Source organism: Streptomyces sp. NPDC059456 (genome assembly GCF_042750055.1).
Taxonomy (GTDB): Bacteria; Actinomycetota; Actinomycetes; order Streptomycetales; family Streptomycetaceae; genus Streptomyces.
In genome coordinates, this window is the sequence record NZ_JBHYVA010000003.1 from 1 (window position 1) to 16540 (window position 16540).

Annotated in this window: 16 protein-coding genes and 4 pseudogenes; 8 read left to right on the top strand and 12 right to left on the bottom strand. The window is 70.5% G+C overall.

Annotated features, from left to right (window positions below):
* Positions 1-223: 223 nt before the first annotated feature.
* Positions 224-484, bottom strand: a complete 261-nt coding sequence (locus ACFXA3_RS00860) for a hypothetical protein (RefSeq protein ID WP_385180073.1) — start codon at positions 482-484, stop codon at positions 224-226.
* A gap of 121 nt (positions 485-605) precedes the next feature.
* A pseudogene (locus tag ACFXA3_RS00865) lies at positions 606-1419 on the bottom strand (IS5 family transposase).
* Positions 1420-1501: 82 nt separating this feature from the next.
* On the opposite strand from ACFXA3_RS00865, the gene ACFXA3_RS00870 reads away from it, so the two are divergent.
* Positions 1502-2266, top strand: a complete 765-nt coding sequence (locus ACFXA3_RS00870; protein WP_385180075.1) for a maleylpyruvate isomerase family mycothiol-dependent enzyme — start codon at positions 1502-1504, stop codon at positions 2264-2266.
* Between the two features lie 137 nt (positions 2267-2403).
* Here ACFXA3_RS00870 and ACFXA3_RS00875 read toward each other — a convergent pair.
* The 6 genes and pseudogenes from ACFXA3_RS00875 to ACFXA3_RS00900 form a co-directional block, all read right to left on the bottom strand.
* Positions 2404-2543 (bottom strand): annotated as a pseudogene (locus tag ACFXA3_RS00875) (IS5/IS1182 family transposase); the annotation flags it as partial.
* A 144-nt stretch (positions 2544-2687) separates the two neighbouring features.
* On the bottom strand, positions 2688-3392 hold the full coding sequence (locus ACFXA3_RS00880) for a DUF4232 domain-containing protein (protein WP_385180078.1): 705 nt from the start codon (positions 3390-3392) through the stop codon (positions 2688-2690).
* 374 nt (positions 3393-3766) lie between these two features.
* A pseudogene (locus ACFXA3_RS00885) lies at positions 3767-4146 on the bottom strand (transposase); the annotation flags it as partial.
* 29 nt (positions 4147-4175) lie between these two features.
* Complete coding sequence (locus ACFXA3_RS00890; protein WP_385180081.1) at positions 4176-6743, bottom strand: FG-GAP-like repeat-containing protein; 2568 nt, start codon at positions 6741-6743, stop codon at positions 4176-4178.
* 93 nt (positions 6744-6836) lie between these two features.
* A complete protein-coding gene (locus ACFXA3_RS00895) occupies positions 6837-7052 on the bottom strand; it encodes an FG-GAP repeat domain-containing protein (protein ID WP_385180176.1) in 216 nt (71 codons plus the stop codon).
* On the bottom strand, positions 7049-7693 hold the full coding sequence (locus tag ACFXA3_RS00900) for a TetR/AcrR family transcriptional regulator (protein ID WP_385180084.1): 645 nt from the start codon (positions 7691-7693) through the stop codon (positions 7049-7051). Before ACFXA3_RS00900 ends, ACFXA3_RS00895 begins: the two co-directional genes overlap by 4 nt.
* 139 nt (positions 7694-7832) lie before the next feature.
* On the opposite strand from ACFXA3_RS00900, the gene ACFXA3_RS00905 reads away from it, so the two are divergent.
* Positions 7833-8321 (top strand): hypothetical protein, encoded by a 489-nt coding sequence (locus ACFXA3_RS00905; protein WP_385180087.1) that lies wholly within the window; start codon positions 7833-7835, stop codon positions 8319-8321.
* A gap of 39 nt (positions 8322-8360) precedes the next feature.
* Here the strand turns inward: ACFXA3_RS00905 and ACFXA3_RS00910 are convergent.
* The 3 genes and pseudogenes from ACFXA3_RS00910 to ACFXA3_RS00920 form a co-directional block, all read right to left on the bottom strand.
* A pseudogene (locus ACFXA3_RS00910) lies at positions 8361-8576 on the bottom strand (pyridoxamine 5'-phosphate oxidase); the annotation flags it as partial.
* Positions 8577-8856: 280 nt separating this feature from the next.
* The gene (locus tag ACFXA3_RS00915; protein ID WP_385180089.1) at positions 8857-9129 is read right to left on the bottom strand and encodes a hypothetical protein; all 273 of its coding nucleotides are present in this window, start codon (positions 9127-9129) and stop codon (positions 8857-8859) included.
* A 238-nt stretch (positions 9130-9367) separates the two neighbouring features.
* Positions 9368-9967 carry a TetR/AcrR family transcriptional regulator gene (locus ACFXA3_RS00920; RefSeq protein ID WP_385180092.1) on the bottom strand — a complete coding sequence of 200 codons (600 nt, stop codon included), beginning with the start codon at positions 9965-9967 and terminating at the stop codon, positions 9368-9370.
* Between the two features lie 118 nt (positions 9968-10085).
* Between ACFXA3_RS00920 and ACFXA3_RS00925 the strand changes: the two genes are divergently transcribed.
* From ACFXA3_RS00925 to ACFXA3_RS00940, 4 genes are all read left to right on the top strand, one after another.
* Positions 10086-11195 (top strand): FAD-dependent oxidoreductase, encoded by a 1110-nt coding sequence (locus ACFXA3_RS00925; protein WP_385180095.1) that lies wholly within the window; start codon positions 10086-10088, stop codon positions 11193-11195.
* A 430-nt stretch (positions 11196-11625) separates the two neighbouring features.
* Positions 11626-12288, top strand: a complete 663-nt coding sequence (lepB, locus tag ACFXA3_RS00930) for a signal peptidase I (RefSeq protein WP_385180098.1) — start codon at positions 11626-11628, stop codon at positions 12286-12288.
* 135 nt (positions 12289-12423) lie between these two features.
* The gene (locus ACFXA3_RS00935) at positions 12424-12600 is read left to right on the top strand and encodes a hypothetical protein (RefSeq protein ID WP_385180101.1); all 177 of its coding nucleotides are present in this window, start codon (positions 12424-12426) and stop codon (positions 12598-12600) included.
* Positions 12587-13015 carry a hypothetical protein gene (locus tag ACFXA3_RS00940; protein WP_385180104.1) on the top strand — a complete coding sequence of 143 codons (429 nt, stop codon included), beginning with the start codon at positions 12587-12589 and terminating at the stop codon, positions 13013-13015. The genes ACFXA3_RS00935 and ACFXA3_RS00940 overlap by 14 nt, the downstream gene beginning before the upstream one ends.
* Before the next feature lie 77 nt (positions 13016-13092).
* On the opposite strand, the gene ACFXA3_RS00945 is transcribed toward ACFXA3_RS00940, so the two are convergent.
* Entirely contained in the window at positions 13093-14232 is a 1140-nt protein-coding gene (locus tag ACFXA3_RS00945; protein WP_385180107.1) for a helix-turn-helix domain-containing protein, read from the bottom strand.
* Between the two features lie 132 nt (positions 14233-14364).
* Here ACFXA3_RS00945 and ACFXA3_RS00950 point away from each other — a divergent pair, with 132 nt between their 5' ends.
* Together ACFXA3_RS00950 and ACFXA3_RS00955 are read left to right on the top strand one after the other, a co-directional pair.
* Positions 14365-15375: a ferredoxin reductase gene (locus ACFXA3_RS00950; protein WP_385180179.1), complete on the top strand. Its 1011-nt coding sequence runs from the start codon at positions 14365-14367 to the stop codon at positions 15373-15375.
* A 7-nt stretch (positions 15376-15382) separates the two neighbouring features.
* Positions 15383-16501, top strand: coding sequence for a fatty acid desaturase family protein (locus ACFXA3_RS00955; protein ID WP_385180109.1), 1119 nt, complete (start codon positions 15383-15385; stop codon positions 16499-16501).
* Positions 16502-16540 lie beyond the last annotated feature (39 nt).

Sequence of the window (16540 nt, forward strand, 5' to 3'; positions counted from 1 at the left end):
GAGCTGACGCCGCCCGCGGACGGGGGTTTCGGGCGGCGTCAGCTCAGTGCCGGGACCAGGCCGTCCAGACGCTTGTGGCAGCCCCCGTCCCAGGCGGGGCTGCCACAAACGGGGAGTGCTGACTACTTGGCCTGCCGCTTCGCGATGCTGATTCGTGCGTGGTCGTCCCGCCGTTCGCGCGGCCAACGCCATCGATGACGACTGCGGCTTCCCTCCATGCACCTCATGCGTTCAGGCGTTCCGGGAGCCAGAGGTAGTCGGACGGACCAATGCCCGGGAGCCCGATCCCGCACAGCGTGTTCTCGAAGAAGCCGCAGGCGTGAGCAGGATCGGGAGGCAACCCCTCCGTGAGCGCGGTCTCCCAGCGACGGTCTACGGGCGCATACGGGGGACGGGAGATCTTGAACCACTCGCCGCCCACATGGGTCGCCGCGCAGCACCAGGAGCAGGACCAGATCTCCTCAGCCCACTCGTTCGGGTCCAACGGCCGTTGCCACATCCAACGCCCGCATACGTCGCACTCCACAGCGCGATTCTCACAAGATCGGGTCTTCCGCTCTGGGAGCTCTGACCGTCCATCCGTCCCGGATCCCTTAGACCGTGTCCTATGTGGTGAGGCGGACCAGGCGTTTGTAGCAGCACAGGGCGGCGGCGAGGCCGAGGAAGGCCAGGTGGTTGCGGGGGGCGTTCGTAGCGGTGGTTCAGTCGGCGGTAACCGGTCAGCCAGGACATGGTCCGCTCGATCACCCACCGCCGACGCCCTCATCGTTCGCTCGACTCGGTCCCTTTGCCGGCGATACGGACGCCGATCCGCTTGCCGCAGAGCCATTTCCGCAGTTCAGGTACGCCGTAGGCCTTGTCGGCATGCAGGCGCTGGGGCTTGAAGTGGCGGCCGCGGTGGGGGTCGTGTCTCGTTCGGTGACCGAGCACCATGGGCTTCAGCGCTTGGCTGTCGTGGGTTTGGCGGCCGAGACGCCGACGAGGAGGGGCAGTCCGGCCGCGTCCGACAGGACGTGCATCTTGGAGCCCGGCCTGCCCGGTCCACGGGGCTCGGACCTGTGAGTTCGCCCCCTTTTTGGCCCGTACGTGGGCGGAGTCGAGGACGACGCGGGACAGGTCGAGCAGTCCGGCGTCGTTGAGGCGGTGCAGAATCTCCTCGTGCAGCCGGCCCCACACGCCGGCCCTCGACCAGATCAGAAACCGGCGGTGGGCCGTCGACTTCGATATCCCGAAGCACGGTCGCAGGGCTCGCCAGGCACAGCCGCTGACCAGCACGTAGATGATGGCCGCGAACAGGGTCTCATCAGGCGTGTCCTGAGTCCCGCCGCCCTGCGGCCGCACCCTCGACGGAGGGATCACCGGCTCCGCGATCTCCCACAACCCGTCCGGAACAATCCAACTCCGCGTACCCCGCCCCATATCGAAGTGAACGACGCCTCACCACATAGGACTCGGTCTTAATCGAGTGCGAGAGTCCTGGTCCGGGTGATACAAGGTCCGCGTGACTGATCATCTCTCCTTCCCCACCCTGCTGCGGATGATTGACGAGCGTTCCGCCGCGTTCCGCGCCGCCGTCGCCGCGGCCCCCAGCCTCGACGCCGACGTCCCGTCCTGCCCGGGCTGGACGCTGTACGACCTGGCGAACCACCTCAGTGAGGGGGACCGCTTCTGGGCCTACATCGTGCTGAACACCGCGCCGGGCGACGAACGGCCGAGCAAGGACGGGCTGGCGGCGCCCAGGGAGCGCGAGGCCCTCATAGCCTGGCTGGCCGACTCGACGGAGCAGCTGCTCACTGCTCTGCGCGAGGCCGGCCCGGACCGGGGCTGCTGGGCCTGGTGGGAGCCGCTGGCATCGCCGCACACGGTGGCCGCCGTGGCCCGCCGCCGCGTCCCGGAATCGCTGATCCACACCTACGACGCCCAGCTGGCCTCCGCTACCCCGCAGGAGCTGCCGACGACCGAGGCGGTCGACGCCATCGAGGAGTTCCTCGCCACCGTCTGCACCGGCACGGTCCCGTGGCCGGGCGAGCCCGCCACCATGGACTACCACGCAGCCGAGGCCGGCTCCTGGCGCCAGACGGTGGACGCCGCCGGTTCCCGCTTCACCCGCCTCACCGCGGCGGAGGCCGCCGAGAGCAAGCCCACCGCCGCCGTCTACGGCACGGCGAGCGAGATGGCCCTGCTCATGTACATGCGCATCCCGGCCGGCTCGCTGCGGATCGAGGGCGACGCCGACCTGCTCCGGCAGTTGCAGGACTGGGGCTGAGGCCGACCGGCAGACGGATCACTTGAGGCGTCCGGTGGTGGGGCGGCCGTCCCAGCGGCAGCGGCTCGCCGAGCGCCGGATGAGCACGCGGAGCCTGACGGGAGTGGCGGCGAGGTAGAGGCGGAAGTCCACGGCGCGTAGCCGGAGCCGTGGACCAGCGCGAGCACGATGTACCCGAAGACGGTCCGGTCTGGAATCCGTCGCCGGTGGCAACCCGGCGCATGGCTCCCGGCGTATCCCTTCCGCACGGCAGCAGAGCGGCGAAGTGGTCCCACAGGGGTTTCGAAAGGCATGCCGGGACCGCAGGCGCGAGCCCTTCGGGTGATCACAGAGCGTCAAGAACTCCGTGATCCCTCAGGCTCGTGCCTGCCTTGCGTTCGGTCCTGCCCGGGCTGCCCCACCCGCCATTTGCCGGTCGGTCTCAGTTGGTCGTGTGTGTGGGGTAGACCTGGACGTCGGTGTAGGCGCCCTTGATCCCGCCCGCGCCCGCAGGCCACTTCAGGCTCACCGTATGGGTCTCGTTCGGCGGCGTCACCAAGATGTCGGTCGGGTGCGCGAGGCTCCTGCCACTGCCGTCGATGGTGTAGGCGAGATCGAAGACAGCGGCGTCGCCGGGCTTGAGAGTGGTGACGCGCGGCTGGGCCTGTCCCCGCTCGATGGGGTTCGAAGTGTGGTCGGCGTCCTTGATGTCGACGCCCGCGAAGCCCGTCGCCGAGCAGGTGCCCGAACCCCGGTTGACCATCGTTATGTTGATCCTGCCGGAACTCTGGTCAGGCGCAGCGTTCGTAGCCTCGATGGCCAGGTCCTGCGTCTTGCAGAACGGGGTCTTGCCAGCGCTCTCCGCCCCGCCGTTCACAGCGCTGGAAGACGACGAGGAACCTTTCCCTGAGCCAGGCTTCGCGCTTCCCCCCTGCGCACCACCGGAGCCCGAACTGTGGTCCGGGGACGTCCCGCCGCCCGACGACGAGGACGACGAGGACGAGGACGAGGGGTCCTTGGCTGCCGGGGCCTGCGCGGAATCCTCACCGTTGTTGCAAGCGGTAAGCGACAGAGCCGCGGCGAGGCCGAAAGCGGCGAGCACGGCGGTGCGGGACAGCTTCATGATGATCCCCAGCAGGTAGCGCATACAAACGGTCGGAACTCTTTGTATCCCGCATCGAGTTACAGGCCCTTCCCCAATACGTCATCGTTCGGTCACGGACGGACATCGACTGCACCAACACACCCAGCCGATCCTCACCCACTGCCAGGCCGTGGGAGCCCGTCCACCGAACACGTCCTCTGACATCCGTCGGCTCCCAGACGGACGGGGAGACGAGGCAGTCGTGACGGCCACCATCCGTCTGCAGCGCCCGGCCGGTTGTCCAGGCCGGGACCCCCTCAGGGAGCCGCGCCGGGTCTGCAGGAGCAGGCGGCCGCCGGGGCCGGTTGGGGGTGAAGAGGATCGCGCGGTGGCCGTCGAACTTCTGCTCCGCCGCGAAGCCGCGCGCTAGCCCCGCGGCGGCGATGCCTGCGAATGCCTGTGAATGCCAAGAAGTGTTCAGCCTTGCGCTCGTGGCGACGGTGCAGGCGGCGGCACCCGGACAGCCATGCCACGGTGCGTTCTACGGTGCATCGGTGCTGGCCAAGGCGCTGGGAGGGTTCGACGCCTCGCCGCGCGATGCGCGGTGTGATGTTGCGGGAGCGGGCCTTGTGCGTAGACGGTCGAAGTCGTGGCCGTTGTCCCCGTGCAGCTTGGCCGGCCAACGGCGGCGCGGTCCGCGGCGGGACCGGATGGGTGGGATGCCCCGCACCATGGACTCCAGCCCTTGGCTGTCGTGGGTGTTCGCTGCTGAGATCCGGGTGGAGAGGGGCAGACCGGTCCGCTCAGTGATCACGTGGCGAACACCTGTCGGTTCCCGCAACTTGGTCACCAGCCGGTGGTGAGGGTGGTGGGGCTTGCGAAGGTGGTGTCGTCGTGGCCGGCCCAGCTGCGGAGGCCGGTGGTGGTGTCGTCGCGGGCGATGAGGTCGGCCTTGCCGTCGCCGGTGAAGTCGGCCGCGGTGGTCTGGGAGAAGGGGCGCCAGCCGCTGGTGACGTTGATGGGGGCGTTGAAGTGGCCACCTGCGTTGTGCGTCCACATCTTGAGGTTCCCTGATCCGTCCCGGGCGACGATGTCGGCTTGGCCGTCGCCGGTGAAGTCGGCTGCGGTGGTCTGGGTGAAGTCCCAGCCGGCGGTCAGGGATGTCCCGGCGCCGAAGGTGCCGTCGCCGTGGCCTGCCCAGATCTTCAGGGTGCCCGAGGAGTCGCGGGCGATGAGGTCGGCCTTGCCGTCACCGTCGAAGTCGGCCGCGGTGGTCTGGGTGAAGTCCCAGCCGCCCGTCACCGTGAGGGCGGAGCCGAAGGTGCCGTCGCCGCGGCCCTTCCAGAGCTTCAGGGTGCCCGAGGGGTCCCGGGCGATCAGGTCGGCCTTGCCGTCACCGTCGAAGTCGGCTGCGGTGGTCTGGGAGAACGGGCGCCAGCCGGCGGTCACGTCGACGGCGGAGGCGAAGGTGCCGTTGCCCCGTCCGCGCCACATCTTGAGGGTGCCCGTCGGGTCGTGGCGAGCGACGAGGTCCTGGGCTCCGTCGCCGTCGAAGTCCGCGGCCGCGGTCTGGGACATGGCGACGCTGGGCCCGTCGGCTGCACGGATCAGGGTGTCGGCGAGTGTCCTGGTGCCGGCGTCACCGAAGTGGAGATGGTCATCGCCGCCCGGGTTCAGCATGTCCGGCAGGAGCTGGGAGGGCATGTCGGGGTCACGGGTGGCGAGGTCGAAGTCGGTGGGGGCGTCCGCCTCCGGCATCGTCCTGATGGCGGCGTTGACCTGCTGGCGTGCGGTGTCCTTGGCGTCGCTGTAGGCGTAGTAGCCCCCGAATGCGGGAAGGGTGGCGACGACGACGCGGATGCCGCGTGCCTTCGCCCGTGCGCTGATGCGGCGGATCGCGTCCGTGACCGACTGCGCGGAGGCGTTGTCATGGGCAAGGTCGTTGATGCCCTCGTAGATGACGACCGTACGGACGTTGCCCTGGGCGAAGACGTCCCGGTCCAGTCTGCTCAGGGCGCTGGGTCCGGCGCTGTCGGTGCGGTCGGTCAGCAGCCGGTTCGCGCTGATGCCCGCATTGACGACGCCGGCGGTCTGGGAGGTGGCGTTGAGCGCTGCGGCGTAGTGGTCGGGCCAGCGCTGGTTGTGGTCCGGGGAGGAGTGGGCGCCGTCGGTCTGGGAGTCGCCCAGGGTGACGATCGTTCCGATGTTCTCGGTGGTGGCGACGTCGATGCCGCTGACCAGGGCCCAGTGGGAGAGGGTGCCGGGGAATGCCGTTGCGGCGGTGTCGGCCGTGTGGTCGCCCGTTTGCCGGTTGCCGATGTAGGAGGTCGTCAGGGCGTAGTCGTGCGTGGGCACGACCGTGACCTGGTCGGGGAGGTAGATGCTGACCAGGAGGTTCCTTCCCGCGGTGACGGGGATGGTGACGGGATCGCTGTAGGTCTCCGCGCCGGCGGGAAGGGTGGTCTCCGGTGCACCGCCGAAGGTCAGGGAGACGGGTGGCTGGGCGGCGGCCGCGCCGCCCGCCGGGGCCTGGGCGGCGACCGTCGCGTGGCCGAGCCGGATCGGCTGTGGGGAGAAGGTGTTGGCGAACCGGATACGGGCGGTGGTCCCGCTGGTGTGGGGGTTCACGACCATCCGCAGGGTCTGCTGGGCCCAGCCGGGCTGGGCCAGCAGCTGGGCGGACCCGAAGGAGGCACCCCAGCTGCCTGCCCAGAACTTTCCGCCCGGGGCGGCGGGTGTGCTGCGTACGGAGAGGTCGAAGACGTGGAGCGCGGGGGCGCCCGGCGCGGCGGAGCTGCCGGTCCTGGGCAGAGTGACGGAGGCGAGGTTCTTGCGCGGGTCCAGCGGCACGGTGACTGCGTGGAGGCGGGCGGGGGCCGTCTGCTGTCCGGAGGGGGTGTTGCGGTGGTCCAGGCTGAGGGCGGCCGTGGTCGTCGCGCCTGAGGTCCAGTCGGCGATCTCCAGGGTCTGCTGCGCCGATGTGCCGTCGGTGTAGGTCACGGTGACGGGCGCAGTGGCGGGGCCGGACGTGGCCGAGGCCAGGAATCCCAGTGCGTTACCGGCGCCCCGTATCGCGATGGTCTGGCCTGTGGCCAGCACGTTGTCGGGCTGGCCGGGGGCGACATCGGCCCGGGTGTAGGTCGTTCCGGCGATCGTGACCCTGGTGCCCCGGCGCCAGCCCGCCCTGTCGAGGTCGGTGGCCGACAGGCTGCGTCCCGCGGCGTCGAAGTCGGCTGCTGCGGGTTCGCTGTCCGGGCTGATCGCCGTGTTGTTGAACGCCTCGCGCACGGTGGGGTACGTCGCGGCGTGTGCGGTGGTGGCGTTCGTCGTGACCAGGGTGCCTGCGGCCAGCGAGAGGAGCAGCGGCAGGGCCGTGGTTCTGATCCGGCGGACGGCGCGTCTGGGAGAGGGCATCGGAGCGTTCCTCGGGTCGGGGACGTGGCCGCCGCCCGGTGGTGTGGTGTCCGGTCCGGGCGGCGGTCGGTCGGTCGGTCGGGGAGCGGGGCTCTACCAGCCGCCGGTGAGCTTGGTGGCGGCGCCGAAGACGGTGTCACCGCGGCCGGCCCAGATGGTGAGGTCGCCGGTGGTGTCGTCGCGGGCGACGAGGTCGGCCTTCCCGTTGCCGTCGAAGTCCGCCGCCGTGGTCTGCGTGAAGTTCCAGCCGCCGGTGACGTTCGCGGCGGCGCCGAAGCTGCCGTCGCCGCGGCCCTTCCAGAGCTTCAGAGTGCCCGAGGGGTTGCCTTGACCGTGACGGCGGGGCCCTGTGTCAGCGCGCCCGCGCGGGCGGCGGCGAGTGTGATCCGTACGGCCTGGTCGGCGGTGCCCTCCTCGACCGGACCGGAGCCGACCAGCAGCCGGAAGTAGATCGGCGCTGCCATGGTTTCGAACACCGCGACGTGATCCGTCCCTGCCGGGAATTCACCCCGCTCGATGGCACGGACGACCACGGGCTCGGCTCGCCGGAACCGGTCGGAGAGGACCCGGCGCCGCCCCTCGGCGACCTCTGGCAGCCGGCCGGCGTCGGAGAACAGCGCGGCCTGCACCGCCCGGCCCACCGGGCCCGTCAGGCTCTGCACGAGTGCTCGCGCGAGTGCTTGGAGGTCGGTCTCGACGGCCCCCGTGTCCGGAATGGGGATGTCGGTGGCGAGGTGCTCGGCGAGCGCGTCGACGACCAGGCTCGCGCGGTCCTTCCAGTGCCGGTAGAGCGTCGTCTTGTGCACCCCGGCCCGCTGGGCCACGCCCTCGATGGTCAGCTCGGCGAACCCCCGGTCCACCAACTCGGCGAGGGTGGCGGCATGCACCGCTGCCCGCGCCTTGCGGCCGCGCCCTACCGGGCGGACGGGTCCGGAGGAGTCCGACTCCATTGCAACTCCTAGTTGCGTTAGCGAGCGATCGCGTGTCAGTCTCCACCGTATCGCAACTAGAAGTTGCGTTGCCTGGGCTCCTGCCGCGCTCCTGCCGCGCGCGTGAGCAGCGCCCCGACCCCGACAGGAGCCTCGCCCCGTGTCCCGCACCCCCGACGTCGTCACCCTCGTTTCCCTCGACACTCACCGCCTCATCGTCGCCCTTCCGAACCGGGGCCCCGCCGACGTCCGCTCGAACCTCCCGCGCGCCACCGCCGCCGGGGTGCTGCGCCACCTCGCCGACGAGCTCGACGCCGGGCACCGCGGCGCCGGGCAGCTCCCCGCCACTGCGCCCGCGGAGGCACCCGCCACCCGCACCCGCCCGCCCACCCGCCGCCACTGCCCCGCAGAGATCGCCCGGCACGCCGCCGACACCGTCACCCACCGCACCCGCGAGCTCGCCGGCATGCTCGCCGCCGCCCTCGACCGAGGCGTCGCCGCCGAAGCCGCGTCGGCCGGCCGGCACCGGGGTCCGATGCCGCGCTGCAACGCCGACGGGCCCGACGGCCCGCCCCGGATCGCCGCCGACGACATACTCGACCTGGCCGCTGCCCGCCGTGCCCGCCGCACCCTCCGACCGCGCCGATGAATGGTGAGCCCCGCTTCGGAACGGATCGGCCCGATACCCGTACCGGTACGTGAGCGAGTCCGCCTCCGCCTGCTCGATGTCGGCGATCGTCAGCTCCGGCATCCGCAGCTGGGCCGGGGTCACCTCGGCCGAGGACGGCTGGGCGTCCGCCGGCAGCCACTGCTCCGGATTCCAGGCGCCGCTGCGCAGGAGCGACTTGGGACAGCGCGGGTAGCCACCCTCGATCCCCAGCACCCGCGCAAGGGCCGCCGGCTCACAGGGCTTCCCCTACAGGCCCGTGGTGGTCGCCGGGGATTCCACCATTCGCCTGGACGGTGCCGATACCCTCGCCGCAATCCACAGCAGCCTCCACGAACGCTGCGTACGCCTGTCGCCGCCCATCCCGGCGCGAGCGCTCGTGCTGTGAGCAGCGTTGCATGGTGCCGCTCAGCCGTTCGCCCCCGAGTGCGCCCAGGGAGAGCTCGTAGCCGAATGCCCGGGCAAGCCGCCTCTCGCGGGTGGCTTGCCCAGGGTCGCCTTGAGCTTGCCCAGTCGTTCAGGCCTGTCCGGCGGCCGGCTCCCACAGTGGACGGGCGCGGTCGGCGCCGTCGCAGTGGAAGCACCGGCCGCCGCCGGGCGTACTGCGAGCCCCGATGGTGCCGACGGCCCGACGCAGGATCTGGGTGAGGCCGTGGACGTGGGCTGGGTGCAGCGTGAGTTCGTGGCGCGTGCCCACCTCGATGTCCAGCGTCTCCCCGGGAAGGGCACGCCTGTCGTCCCTATCCAGGGCAGGCACCAGATCCGCTACCAGGTCGTGCAGGTCGGCCATGGTCTCTCCACCTGCCGGCTCCACCCGCACCCTCCGGAGGAGTTCCGGCCGCGTGAGAGACCGCAGCGCCTCCGGCCGCTGGGGAAGCCCTCCACGCCAAGGGCTTGTTCAGCAGATTCGGCCGTTTTGTCTGACTGGATGTCGGTTCAGGTGGCTTGCGTGGCGCCGTAGTTGCTCAGGTTGACCCTGTGAGGGCGCGCAACGCGTCCACGCACACCAGGGCTCCGCGCGGACCGGGTCAGCTGCCCGGGTGGGAGGCCGCCCAACCGTGTTCGAGCAATGCGAAGGCATCGTCGGCGGCGCGGTGCGGCTCGGAGTGCCGCAGGATGAGGCTGCGGGCCTCAAGGGCGAAATGAGCCAGGGCGGCGCAGCTGACGTCGTCCTCGGGCGCGCCGACAGCCTCGGCGATGGCCCGCGCCAGCGCTGCCTCGTGGCGCGTCCACATGCGGTGAGCGTAGTCGCGCAGCGCAGGGGTCTCCTGCACCATGCGCGTGAAGTCGGCGAATCGTGGGTCCGCGGCATGGACGGCGAACTGGGTCTGCTTCAGCAGGATGTGCTCGCGCAGTGCCTGCGGGATCGACGTGCCGGGGGTGCGGTCGCGCACGGCGGCAACGAGCGCGGCCTCCAGGTCGTCGTCCTGGTCGAAGACCAGGGCTTCCTTGCCGGAGAAGTGCTTGAACAAGGTGGTTATCGAGACGTCGGCGGCGTCGGCGACGTCCTTGACGCCGACCTGGTCGTAGCCGCGGTCGAGGAAGAGCTCGAGCGCGGCGTCGGCCAGGGACTGGCGGGTCTGGGCCTTCTTGCGCTCGCGGCGCCCGGTCGGTTCGGTCACCTGCATATCGTACCCGATTGTGAAGTGATTGCAAAAGTTGAGTCGTTGTACTTATTTAGTGAGTGTGCTTTCTTGGTGAGGCCGGACCTTCCGGCGACTCACCCACCTCCCGAGGGACACTCCCATGAACCCTGCTCGTGGTCCCCGCATCGCGATTGTCGGCGCCGGCCTCGGCGGCCTCGCCTGCGCCCGAGTCCTGCAGCAACACGGCCGCTCCGTCACCGTCTTCGAACGCGAGGCTTCCGCCGACGCCCGCCCGCAGGGCGGCACCCTCGACCTGCACGCCGACACCGGTCAGGCCGCCCTGCGTGCGGCGGGGCTCCTCGACCGGTTCCACGCCCTCGCCCGCCCCGAGGCCGATGAGTGGCGCGTGCTCGACTACGCCAACGCCGCCCTCCTGGCGCATCAGGGTCCGCCCGCCGCCGGCGGCCGGCCGGAGATCGACCGAGGCCAACTGCGCGGACTGCTCCTGGACTCGATCACCGAGGGCACGGTGCGGTGGGCCCGCGCCGTCACCGGGGTCAGCCCGCTGCCGGACGGCACTTGCCGGCTGCTCTTCAGTGATGGCACAGCCGAGGAATTCGATCTGGTGGTCGGTGCCGACGGCGCCTGGTCGAGTGTCCGCCCGGCCCTGTCGGGCGCCGTGCCCGGTTACACCGGCGTCACCTTCGTCGAGGCCGGATTCGACCAGTGCGACACCCGCCATCCCGACCTCGCGCGGCTGGTCGGCAACGGATCGATGCTGGCGAAGGGCGCCGGCAGGTCCTTGGTCGCCCAGCGCAACGGCAACGGCCACATCCGCGCCTACATTGCGCTGCGTGCGCCGCAGGACTGGCACATGGCTGCCGGTATCGACCTCGGCGACCAACGGGCCGTGCAGACGCACTTGTTGAGGATGTTCGACGGCTGGGACGAGAGCCTGCGCTACCTCCTGCGCAACAGCGACAGCGGGTTCGTCAACCGGTCCCTCTTCGTCCTGCCCGCCCCGCACACCTGGGAGCACGTTCCCGGCGTCACGCTGCTCGGCGACGCCGCGCACCTGATGCCCCCGGTTGGACTGGGTGCCAATCTCGCCATGCTGGACGGCTCCGACCTCGCCCACGCCCTCGTCACCGAATCCAGCGTCGACGACGCCGTCCGCGCCTACGAGAGCATCATGCTGCCGCGCTCGATCGAGGCCGCGACGGGCAGTGCGCAGGGACTCGACCACCTCGTCCCCGCAGCGACTTCCTGAGTCATGACAGCTCTCCTCACGTTTTCACTGGAACCATCCAAACGTTATCAGCGATAGCATCAATGGAAACATGTGGCCGATAACGTTGATAGTGCTGTTGGTGCGCAGCGCTGCCGTTGTTGGTCCATGCCTGTTGAACCGACCCCTGCGCGGCGTGCTGCGGAACCCGGCGCCAACGATCAGGAAGAGCCCCTCCTCCGGACCGCTCCGAGCGAACGCGGCACTCGCCCCACCCAGCCCAGCTCGGCATCCTCAATCCGACGAACGCCCCGATGCCCGCGCATGAGAGTCCGTAACACCTATCAGCCGGTACGCGGCCCCTCGCATCGGCTCGCCCCCATCCGGCCCCGTACCCTTCTCGAACACGTACGCGATCTTGGGGGACTTGATGGGGCGCAGGCCGGGGCACAGACGGGGAGTTTGGGGATTCGTGCTGGTGGTGTTCGGTGTGGCGATGGTGTTCGCCGCGCTGGTGGCCATCGGCCGGTCGATGCCTTCGGGCGGGTACGACGGCCTGCGCATGGGCGACGAGTCCATGGTGCCGTCCTCTCCTCGCGGTGCGGCGCTCTGGTACGAGCTGTGCGGTGCGGAGCGGGTGCACCGCGGTGATGTCGTCGTGCTCTCCACCGGCCGGCCGGCCGGCGCCGTCGGTGTCGGAGGGCGGGTGGTGGCGGTCGGCGGGGACCGGCTCTCGTACCAGGTCGGCGACCGCACGCTGATGCTCAACGGGAACCCGCTCGCCGAACCGTACCTGCCGCCCGGGAGCCGGCCATCGGTCGCGGCCTTCGACGTCCAGGTCCCAGAGGGCCGGGTCCTGGCCCTCGGCGACAACCGGGCCGTCGCATATGACCATGACTTCCCCGACGGCCGCCCCGGCACGTTCAACACCGCGGACATCCGGGGCAGAGTCGTCCCCAAACCGAACTGGCTTCTGGTGGCAGCCGGTGCCATCGCACTTGGCGCGCTGCTCACCCTCGTCGGCGGCGGCCTGGGCCTGTCGGCACTGATCGCCAGACGTCGCAGACACCCCGCACCGGCCCAGCCCGCGTACACCACCCTCGGACCCGAAGGGGCACCTGCGGACGACCGCTGAGCGGACCACACCACGGTGCGGTGGCTGGCGAGCCGCAGCGGCCTGCCGACGCCGCCCGGCTCCCTCGGCGACAGCAGCTCTCCGCGCTCGCCGCACTCGGCGTCTGAGCCCGGTGATGCGCACAGCGTGTTTGGAGTGGTCGGTGACCCGCTGCTCGTCCGGGCCGGCCAGGGGTTGGTGCCCACGCCGCGCGCCGTGGAACTGCGGGAGGACGTCGCCTCGTTGCTGCGCGGCTGCGATGACGTGCTGCGGCCCGGTGCCGGCTTCGACGCCGTGCACCTCCAGCGCATCCCTCACGGTGCAGGCCGCTGACCTGCTGCTGGTGGGACCGGCGGGGAGCCTGACCGAGCGGATCCACGCGCAGGCCCCGCAGGTGGACGTCGTCTTCCTGCCGGAGTCGGTGGAGGGCGGCCCTGGGCTGCGGCAGGGCTGGGTGGACGTCGAACTGGGCGTCCTGGGGCACCTGGACCCGGAGATCCGGACGCGGCAGCTCACCCGGATGCCGCTGGTCGGCATCGCCCGCAGTGATCATCCGATCTTCGACGGGCGGATCGGCGCCCTCGCGAAGCTCGGCGTCATCTGGCACCGGACCTGTGGGCTCCTGTTTGCCCGGCGCGCGCCCGTAGGTCAGGTCGTGCCAGAACAGCGCCCCCGGCCGGCTTCCCGAGGCCTTGTCCGCTCTTCCCGCTCTCAGCTGGCCAATACGGCTCTCCCCCGGGCCGCATGAGCTGGCTGACGGCACCGAGAACGAGGCACGGTTCCTGGACTGCTCGTGGACTCGGCCGTGGACGGTCGACGTACGCGTCAGCCGACCCGGAGACCGACCGCCAGCGTCAGCTCGAGGACCCGGTGTGGCGATGCGAGATCCGGAAACAGCTCCCGCAGCTGCGACATCCGGTACCGGACGGTCTGTGGATGGACGAACAACGCCGCCGCCACCTCGTCCCGCCTGCCCTGGTGCAGCAGCCACTCCCGCAACGTCTCCTCCAGCCGCCGTGCGGTCGCGACGGGCAAGGTCCGCAACGGTGCGAGGGCTCGGGCACGCAGGTCTGCGAGCACGTCCGCGTCGGCACTCAGCACCAGCTCGGGCAGGTGGTCCTCGGTGTCGCGGATATCGGAGGAGAGCAAGCGGGCGCGTGCGGCTCGTGCGTACGAGGCGGACGCTCGGGTCCATGGCCGGGCCGGGCCGACCACGGCGGTGCGGTCGGTCAGCTGCCGCAAGAGATGTGACCGGTCGGCATCGGGGACGAGCAGCACACCGGTGGCGTCCGGCAGATCGTCGAGAACGAGGGTGCTCGGGTCGAGCGCGCGGTAGGCAGGCCGGGCCTGGGCAGCGGGCAGCAGGACCGCGGTCAGCGAAACCGGAGGCTGCCACCCGGCCCGTTGAGCAGAGGCCAGCAGCACGTCCGGGCTCGCGTCGGCAAGGAGGTCGCGGGCCAGGTGTTCCCGGTGGCGCTCGTGGTCCCGGCCCCGGGCGGCCAGTTCGTCGGCGTGGCCCGCGGCGCTCGCGGCGGAGAGCTCGTCGATGTAGGCGAAGGTCAGCTCGGCGAACTTGGCGACCTCGGCGGCGGGCAGACCTGCGGGTACCGCCCCCGCTGCCAGGCATCGCCAGGCCACGCGGGCGCCGACGCGGTAGGCGCTGAGCAGAGCGTCCATCGAACGGCCGTCGCGGACCTCGCCGCGCCCCAGCTCGTAGGCCGCGTCACCGCCGTCGCCGCCCGTGGCGTTCCCGCTCGCGAGGTCCAGGTAGTGCCCGAGGGCGGTGCGGACGGCGCGGCGGATGGTGGCGCCCATGTGTCCCGAAAGGGCGTTGGCGTAGGGAGGGACCTCGTCGATGATCGCCTGGACGACCTCGTCGGCGGTGGTCTTCAGCGCGGCCCGAAGTACGGTGACCGTCGTCTCATCCAGGGCCAGCTCGCTGGCCCTCCGGGTTACATGGCTCACGTTTTTGTTCCCTGCGAACAATTCTGCCGATCAGATTCACGCCCTACGGTTAGGATCTTACGCCCTGAGGCACAGCAAGCTGGAGCCATGACGAGTGCAGCCCTCCGCAGTAGGGCGTGGAAACTGCTGGAGATGGTCACGACGCCGCTGCTGCCGTCGGACTACCTCGACCTGGTCAGCCCGCTGCGTGCGGGCGCCGACCTGCGTGGGCGCATCGAGGCCGTGCACCCCGAGACGGGTGACGCCGCGACCATCGTGATCAGGCCGGGACGGGGCTGGCGCGGTCACACGGCCGGTCAGTACGTGCGGATCGGGGTCGACGTCGACGGGAGGCGCCTGTGGCGTGCCTACTCCCTCACCTCGCCGACCAACCGCCGGGACGGCCGCGTCACGATCACCGTGAAGGCGATCCCGGACGGCAAGGTCAGCAACCACCTGGTCCGCAGGGCGAAACCGGGCACGCTGGTCCAGCTCGACCAGGCAACCGGTGACTTCGTGCTGCCGCAGGCCAAGCCCGCCAAGGTGCTCTACCTGACGGCCGGCAGCGGCATCACGCCCGTGATGGGCATGCTGCGCGACATCGAGTTCGACGACGTCGTCATGGTCCACTGCGCGCCACAGCCGCAGGACGTGATCTTCCGCAGCGAACTGCACGACCTGGTCGCGGCCAAGAAGCTGCGGCTCACCGAGGTGCACACCGACACGGACGGCATGCTCGACATCACCCGTCTCGACGAGCTGGTGCCCGACTGGGCCGAGCGCGAGACCTGGGCCTGCGGGCCCGCGGGCCTGCTGGACGCCGCCGAAGGGCTCTGGAGCGAACACGGCGTACAAGAGCGCCTGCACACCGAACGCTTCCGCCCCGGCATCGTCGTCGCCGGCGAGGGCGGCGAGGTCACGTTCAGCGCCACGGGCAAGACCGTCGACGCGGACGGCGCCACGCCGTTGCTGGACGTCGGCGAGGAGGCCGGCGTGCTCATGCCGTCCGGGTGCCGCATGGGCATCTGCTTCGGCTGCGTCACGCCGCTCAAGGCCGGCGCCGTCCGCGACCTGCGCACCGGCGAGATCACCGAGGCCGAGCCGGGCGTCCTCATCCAGACCTGCGTGTCCGCCGCGGCGGGCCCCTGCGACATCGAACGGTAGGAGCACCTTGACCGCCATCGACCCCACCGCACACCTGACCGCGGAGCAGATCGAGGAGCTCGGCCGCGAGCTGGACGCGATCCGCGACGAGGTGATCGCCAGCCGTGGCGAGAAGGACGCCGCCTACATCCGCAAGGTCATCTCGGCGCAGCGCAAGATCGAGCTGGTCAGCAGGGGCGTGCTGCTGTTCTCGTTCTTCCCGCCCGCGTGGCTGATCGGCACCGCCGGGCTGTCCGTGGCGAAGATCATGGACAACATGGAGATCGGCCACAACATCCTGCACGGCCAGTGGGACTGGATGCGGGACCCGAAGATCCACTCCACCACCTGGGAATGGGATCACGTCTCGCCGGCCGACCAGTGGAAGCACTCGCACAACGAGCTGCACCACACGTACACCAACGTGATCGGCAAGGACAACGACCTCGGCTACGGCATCATGCGCGTCGACGAGGACCAGAAGTGGCACCCGTTCCACCTCGGCCAGCCGCTGTGGAACTTCATCAACGCCTGCTTCTTCGAGTACGGCATCGCAGCGTACGACCTGGAGCTCGGCAAGAACCTGCACAAGCGCCGCCGCAATACCCCGGAGTTCCGCGCGCGGGCCAGGGCCGTGGGCCGCAAGATCCGCAAGCAGGTGCTCAAGGACTACGTGATCCACCCGCTGCTGTCGGGCCCGTCCTTCCTCACCACGCTCGCCGCCACGTTCACCGCGAACCTGGTCCGCAACATCTGGTCCCACTCGGTGATCATGTGCGGGCACTTCCCCGAGGGCGTTCAGGTCTTCGAGCGCCGGTCGATCAAGGGCGAGACGCGCGGCCAGTGGTACCTGCGCCAGATGATGGGCTCGGCGAACATCAGCGGCAGCAGGGCCATGCACTTCATGACCGGCAACCTGTCGCACCAGATCGAGCACCACCTGTTCCCGGACCTGCCGAGCAACCGGTACGCCGAGGTCGCGGTGAAGGTGCGCGCGCTGTTCGAAAAGTACGAGCTGGAGTACGTCACCGGGCCGCTGCCCAAGCAGGTGTTCTCCGCGTGGCGCAAGGTCTTCCGGCTCTCGCTGCCGAACAAGAAGCCCAGGGTCAAAACGCCGGACCGCGAGCAGGAGCTCGTCGCGGCCTGAATCCCGGTACGGGTTCAGGTCCTTCGGCCGTACCGGCGG